Genomic DNA, 2388 nt, shown 5'->3' with positions numbered 1-2388 from the left:
CGCGTGCGCCGGGCCGCGCGGCGGGCCAGCGCCTGGTCTACCGCCGCCACCAGGCGGGCGTTGTCCCACGGCTTGGTGATGAAGTCGCCAGCGCCGCGCTGGAGCGCTGCCACCGCCAGCGGCACGTCGGCGTACGCCGTCATGGCGATCACCGCCGGCGGGCTGGTTTGCGCCAGCAGCAGGTCCAACAGCGCCAACCCCTCGGCGCCGTCGATAAAGCCCGGCGTAAAATTCAGGTCGAGCAGCACCACGTCCGGCACCGCATCGGGACCTTGTGCGAGCAGCGCCGGCAGCGCGGCCGGATCGCACAAGGTAACCACCTGCTCGTGGCGGCGGCGCAGCAGCAGGCGGGCGGCGGTGGCGACGTCGGGATCGTCGTCAAGGATCAGGATGTGGGTGGACATGGGGGCATTCTAGCAGTGCACGGGTGGGCCGGGGATGCCCCCGCTGCGCACATGGCGGCACGTTGAGAGACAGTGTTCACAAGCGGACAGCAGGCAGTGTTCATAACCGCACACCGCCGCGCACGATGCCCGTGCAGGCCGCATGCAGCCACGTTTTCACCGGGTTGGCAACACCTGGCACAGCCTTTGCAGTACCATGGTCATGCACAACAAAATAAATTCTCCCGCCAGCGGCGCGGCCATGGACACCGTCGTCCCGCGCCGGCACGGCAGGCGCATCGCCATCGCGCTCGCCTGCGTGGTCGTCGCCGCCGTGGCGGCGTATGCGCTGCGGGCGCTGCTGCCGCGCGGCTTGCGCGTCGATGGCGCCGACCTGCGCATCGCACAAGTGGCGCGCGGCGTGTTTGTCGACGAGATCGTGGTCCGCGCCAATGCCGAACCGCTGCACTCGGTGATCCTCGACGCGGTCGAATCGGGCCGGGTGGAGGAAGTGCTGGCCACCGACGGCGCGCTGGTCAAACAGGGCGAGCTGCTGTTTCGCATCTCCAATCCGCAGCGCCACCTGGAGCTGCTGGCGCGCCAGTCCGAACACGCGGTGAGCATCTTCAACCTCTCCAACCTGCGGGTGGCGCAGGAAGCCAGCGCCAGCGACCACCAGCGCCGCCTCGACGAACTGCGCTTCAATGCCGAACAGGCCCGCAAGCGCCACGAGCGCAACACGCGCCTGGCGCAGCAGGGTTTTATTTCGACCGTGGCGCTGGAAGAATCGAACGATATGCTGCAGCAACAACAGCAACTGCTGGCCTTGCAGGAGCGCGCTGGCAAGACCGAGGCGCGTGTGCGCGACGCCGCCGCACGCCAGCTGGAAACCGCGATCGGCGGCCTGGACTCCGGCCTGAAACTGGTGTCCGGCACGGTCGATGCGCTGGCCGTGCGCGCGCCGGTAGACGGGCGCCTGACCAACTTCCGCCTGCAAGTGGGCGAGTCGGTCGCCACCGGCAAGAACATCGGTCGCATCGACGATCCGGTGCGCTTCAAGCTCGCTGCCAGCGTGGACGAGTACTACCTCAACCGCATGGCGGTGGGCCGCCACGGCAGCGTCAAGCAGGACGACCGCGACTACCCGGCCGACATCCGCGCCATCTACCCGCAAATCAAGGACGGCCGCTTCACCGTGGACCTGGTGTTTACGAAAGGGCAGCCGCCGGTGATGAACCCGGGCCAGAGCCTGGACGCGCGCATCACGCTGGGCGAGCCGGCGCCGGCGCTGCTACTGCCCAGCGGCGCCTTCATCAACGACTCCGGCGGCGCCTGGGTGTATGTGCTCGATGCCGACGGCCGCGGCGCCCAGCGCCGCGCGCTGCGCGTGGGCCGCCGCAACAACGCCCAGATCGAAGTGCTGGCCGGCCTTGCCGCCGGCGACAAGGTAATCGTCTCCAGTTACGCGGCCTACGGAAATTCGCCGCGGTTGCAGCTGGACCGCTGAAAAGTGCAGTAAATTCCCCTCTCAACCAAAAAGGCTATCCCATGCTCAAACTCGTCGTCGTCAGCAAGATCCACCAGGCAGGAGAAGTACAAACCACGGCGCTCGACCGCATCGACCTGCATATCGAAGCTGGCGAATACGTCGCCATTACCGGCCCCTCCGGTTGCGGCAAGTCGACCATGCTGGGCATCCTCGGCCTGCTCGACGTGCCGACCTCCGGCGAATACTGGTTCGAAGGCCGCAACATCGCCGGCTACAGCGAATCGCAACTGAACAAATTGCGGCGCGGCCGCGTGGGTTTCATCTTCCAGAGTTTTAATCTGATCGAAGAGTTATCGGTGTTCGAGAACGTTGAACTGGCGCTCGAATACAACGGCACGCCGGCGCGCGAACGACGCACGCGCGTTGCGGCGATGCTGGAAAAGCTGGGCGTGGGCCACCGCGCCGCGCACCGGCCATCGCAGCTGTCGGGCGGCCAGCAGCAGCGGGTAGCGATTG

The 2388-nt window shown here is 67.1% G+C and carries 3 protein-coding genes; 2 read left to right on the top strand and 1 reads right to left on the bottom strand.

Going from position 1 to position 2388, the window contains the following annotated elements; genetic code table 11:
• A partial coding sequence (locus DUPY_RS26305; protein ID WP_141749689.1) for a response regulator occupies window positions 1-404 on the bottom strand: 404 nt, incomplete at its 3' end.
• 202 nt (window positions 405-606) lie between these two features.
• Here DUPY_RS26305 and DUPY_RS26300 point away from each other — a divergent pair.
• Window positions 607-1890, top strand: coding sequence for an efflux RND transporter periplasmic adaptor subunit (locus DUPY_RS26300; protein ID WP_084640904.1), 1284 nt, complete (start codon window positions 607-609; stop codon window positions 1888-1890).
• A 41-nt stretch (window positions 1891-1931) separates the two neighbouring features.
• A partial coding sequence (locus tag DUPY_RS26295) for an ABC transporter ATP-binding protein (RefSeq protein WP_070252143.1) occupies window positions 1932-2388 on the top strand: 457 nt, incomplete at its 3' end.

This window comes from Duganella phyllosphaerae, from assembly GCF_001758785.1.
Lineage (GTDB): Bacteria > Pseudomonadota > Gammaproteobacteria > Burkholderiales > Burkholderiaceae_D > Rugamonas > Rugamonas phyllosphaerae.
Note: the sequence above shows the minus strand (reverse complement) of the source record. Positions and strands in the feature narration are given on the sequence as shown.

Coding starts and splice junctions, on each gene's coding strand:
- DUPY_RS26300 (WP_084640904.1), top strand. CDS start 607: ATGCACAACAAAATAAATTCTCCCGCCAGCGGCGCGGCCATGGACACC.